Origin of the sequence: Microcystis sp. LE19-41.2A (assembly GCF_027530405.1) — a bacterium.
Lineage (GTDB): Bacteria > Cyanobacteriota > Cyanobacteriia > Cyanobacteriales > Microcystaceae > Microcystis > Microcystis aeruginosa.
Window position 1 is genome coordinate 1 of sequence record NZ_JAPZQJ010000275.1, and the last position, 3,805, is coordinate 3,805.

The 3,805-nt window shown below is 42.3% G+C and carries 3 protein-coding genes and 1 pseudogene; 1 reads left to right on the forward strand and 3 read right to left on the reverse strand.

Annotated elements, in window-relative coordinates; all coding sequences use genetic code 11:
- The first annotated feature begins 110 nt into the window (after positions 1–110).
- Positions 111–440: a hypothetical protein gene (locus O9290_RS11730; RefSeq protein ID WP_002760692.1), complete on the forward strand. Its 330-nt coding sequence runs from the start codon at positions 111–113 to the stop codon at positions 438–440.
- 388 nt (positions 441–828) lie between these two features.
- Here O9290_RS11730 and hflX read toward each other — a convergent pair whose 3' ends face one another.
- From hflX to O9290_RS11745, 3 genes and pseudogenes are all read right to left on the reverse strand, one after another.
- Positions 829–2,532, reverse strand: a complete 1,704-nt coding sequence (gene hflX, locus O9290_RS11735) for a GTPase HflX (RefSeq protein ID WP_002760690.1) — start codon at positions 2,530–2,532, stop codon at positions 829–831.
- Between the two features lie 115 nt (positions 2,533–2,647).
- A pseudogene (locus O9290_RS11740) lies at positions 2,648–2,790 on the reverse strand (IS1 family transposase); the annotation flags it as partial.
- Between the two features lie 534 nt (positions 2,791–3,324).
- A partial coding sequence (locus tag O9290_RS11745) for a transposase (protein WP_288056684.1) occupies positions 3,325–3,805 on the reverse strand: 481 nt, incomplete at its 5' end.

The window sequence follows — 3,805 nt, forward strand, 5'->3', positions numbered from 1 at the left end:
TTACTTGGTATGGTTCGATAGGGGGGCATAAATCGACTAAATCTTTATCTGGCAAGAGACTTAATTGATTAGTTCGCTCTAGATAAAAAACAATTGACAAAAATCGCTAAATGCCTTTCTATATAAGGGTTCCATCCCTTATAACCCCCGTCCATTGCATAACAATTACCGAAGAGCCAGAAATTTCCGCCGCTCTTAATCTAGAGTTTTCTGATGCTGGCTTAAATTATGTTAGTAGTTATGGTGGTGGCAGTTCCTTTGAAAAGCAGAACTTTACTGGCAATGCTCAACAGATGGATGTGACTAATCGCTGGAAACTATTTCTTGACAATGACGAGTTTTTGAAGTTAATCAAAAATGATGAGCTTTTACACTATTCCGAAAAAATCTTTGGTAAGCGTCCCGATACCGAGTTAATTTATCTTGGGGCTAATAGATGATAGTTATAATAACTGAATAACTGATACAAAATCCTGTTTAAAAGGTATGGGAGAGTGGGAAGTGGGAATTATAAATTAGGAATTAGGAAGTGGGAATTATAAATTATAAATTAGGAAGTGGTAAGTGGGAAGGCTCTTCTCGACTTTGTGTGATAATTTTTGCTTATGAAATCGTGAAATGTTTACTGGGAAAGACTTTTAGGACTATTTGGTTAAATAAACTATCAGTATAGACCTCGTTTCCACACAGAAACCAGAAGAGCCGTGGGAATTAGGAAGTGGGAATTAGGAAGTGGTAAGAATAAATAAAAATAATCTCCTGACTCCTGAATACTGACTCCTAACTCCTGTCTCCTGTCTCCTGAATACTGACAGCTTACTGCTATACTTAAGCAATTAAATCGATTAACTTTTGTTTTAAAGTTTCCAATCCTAGGCGACGAATAGCCGAGATAAAAACAGCTTGGGGATATTTTTCCTTAGCTATTTCCAAATCGTCGCTTTTTACCTGATCCAACTTATTAAACACCATTAACATTGGACCAGTTTGAATCGGCATCTCCGAGAGGATTTTTAACACCGAGGCAATCTGACTTTCCCAAGCTGGATGGGAGAGATCCACCAGATGGAGTAATGCGTCTGCTTCCGTTACTTCCTCTAAAGTTGCCCGAAAAGCATCCACCAGCGAGGGGGGTAATTCGTGGATAAAACCCACCGTATCGGTTAGTAACAGGGTGTGAGAGACTTGGGTGAGGGGATCGGTAATAGTTAAGCGTCGGGTGGTGGGATCGAGGGTAGCAAACAGTTGATCGGCGGTATAAACTTCGGCAGCGGTGAGAGCATTAATTAAAGTAGATTTTCCCGCATTGGTGTAGCCGACGATCGCCACACTGGCTACATCTTGTTTTTGCCGTTGTTTGCGTAAACGGGAACGATGAGCTTGCAGTTGATCCACCTCATCCTGGAGACGGGATAAACGACGTTGAATAGTTCGGCGTTCTGTTTCTAATTTTGTCTCCCCCGGTCCGCGAGTGCCAATTCCTCCCCCTAATCTCGACATAGCTAATCCGCGCCCGGTGAGACGGGGTAAAGTGTATTCTAATTGGGCTAATTCTACCTGTAGTTTACCCGCTTGCGATTGGGCCCGTTGGGCGAAAATATCCAGGATTACCTCGGTGCGATCGACCACTCTCACCCCGATTTGGTTCTCTAGATTGCGAATTTGGGCGGGAGAAAGGTCGCGATTGAATACAACTAAATTAGCCCCCGAAGTTTGCACCTGTAGGGCGATTTCTGCCACTTTTCCCGAACCGATCACTGTTTGAGGATGGGGATGATCCCGTTTTTGTCGGGTGACTTGCAAAACTTTACCCCCGGCGGTATCAACTAAACGCTCTAATTCACTTAAACCGTCCTCAAACTGGCGATCGCTGATATCGTCGGTGATCAAACCAACCAATAGTACCCGATCTTCGGCTTTATCAACGGTTATAGCGGTAAATTCTCGCTGAAACTCCGCCTCTAGTCCTTCCACTAACTCTAAAAAGTCCTGTTTGCTTAAATCCTCTAGATTTAAGGGAGGGGAGACAGACCAGTATATATTACTATTGACATTTGTTTGACTTTGTGGTATGAGATGCGCCAGATAGACTTGCTCCACATAACCGGTCGCCCCACCACCGCGACGGATCATGCCTGTACCGGTTAATGTTAAGATCACCAGCGCGTCTAATCTTTGCAAAGCCATGGCGGTTAAACTGGATTCTTTTGGCGGTTCCTGCTTGAGTTCCGTGGCGATACAACGAATTCCGCAAAGACGTTCGGAACCGTAGCGGGGTAGTTCCAAGAGAGAAAATTGGGTTTGTCGGGGGGTTCCCACTCCCACACGAATTACCTGGCCGCGACGGTTGATATAGGTGCAGAGGGGTTGATGGATATCGGTACTGATAGCCGCCAGTCTTTGGGCGAATTCTGGGGTGGTGAGAGTATCAATAGGCAAGCGTTCATGGTACAGCCTTTGTAGCTGTTTCATCTGACTGGCTTTCAGTCCCTGGGTATTGCCGAAGATGGTATCGATAGGCTTTCCTCGCAATTAGGATTTTATCTATTATTGTAGCGATTATGAGACTCGCTGCTCCTTGAGGGCGTTTCTCATCAAGATGAAGTGTAACCTAATTTGGTGCTGATTCAGAAGTAGTGATGACGGCTTAACCTTTACTTCCTTGGGTATTGTAGTCATGGATAAAATACCAAAGGGATACCCAAGGTGATTCTCCATTTTTTTAGAGAACGATAGACTCTCTCTCACTAACCGGAAAACCCGTTGTCGAAAAGTATTATTTAGGGTCTGCTGAAAAAGTTTGTTGGTGGGGGCAGGGTGTGGGGTGTGGGGTGTAGGGTTTTACCGATTTTGAGGTAGTCAGTTACCTAATTTTCAGGGAAAAAGTCCAGGGATTTTACCTCTGATCACTCCCATTCCGGTACTTTTTGATTGACAAAAAGTCTAAAAGTCTTACCCAACAAGGTTTTTAGATTTATTCAGCAAACCCTAGATAAAAACCAATAACTTCTCCAGTGTTTGTATCAATAGCCAATCAAATATATACCTTGACTTTTTGAGAGAATACGAAGGTTCATATCCCATCACCTTCCACCCTTATCTGACGGGGAACAGCCGCCAATTTATTATTGTTGACATAATTTTGTAACCATAGAAAACCCTACTTGACTATCTTGAGACGGATGATTCATTAGGGGTATTTCTAGACCATTTCTCTACTGTGAGAAGATAACTGGCGATCGCCGCTCTGGAATTAGCCAAGCAAATGCTGATCCTAAATCTGGTTATTAAAAACTGAGGCTCTTCGTTACTCTTTATGCTAAATCAACATACAAGATGCCAAGACAACATACTTCTAACCCAAAAATTCCGAAAGTTTCTCAAGCCATAGGCTCTCCGTTTTATTAGTTTAAGTTTATTGTTGACTCCCTCGACCATCCCATTCGTTGTCCTTCGCTCGAAATAACTAATTATTTCTCCAAACCAGTTTCGGATTGTTTGACAACTCTTAGTAAAAACACTGGAGGATTTTGCCAACCATTCCGAGATGGATAGCAGTCCTTCTGTCGGATTCTCTGAGGTTTCATAAATCTTTCTAAATTCTTCCTTTAACTCGTGCATCTTTTTCAAATTTTGGAAATTTTCTTTGATAGCTTCTAGTTTAATTTTTTGAGTTTCCGTTAAATCTTTTTCATTTTTTAACAAGCTATATTTACTTCGCTTTAAAACTTCTAGCTTCGCTTCTTTTTCCGCTTTCTGTTTTTTATTTTTCTGCGCTTCTACGGCTCTTTTTTCTGCTTTTCTT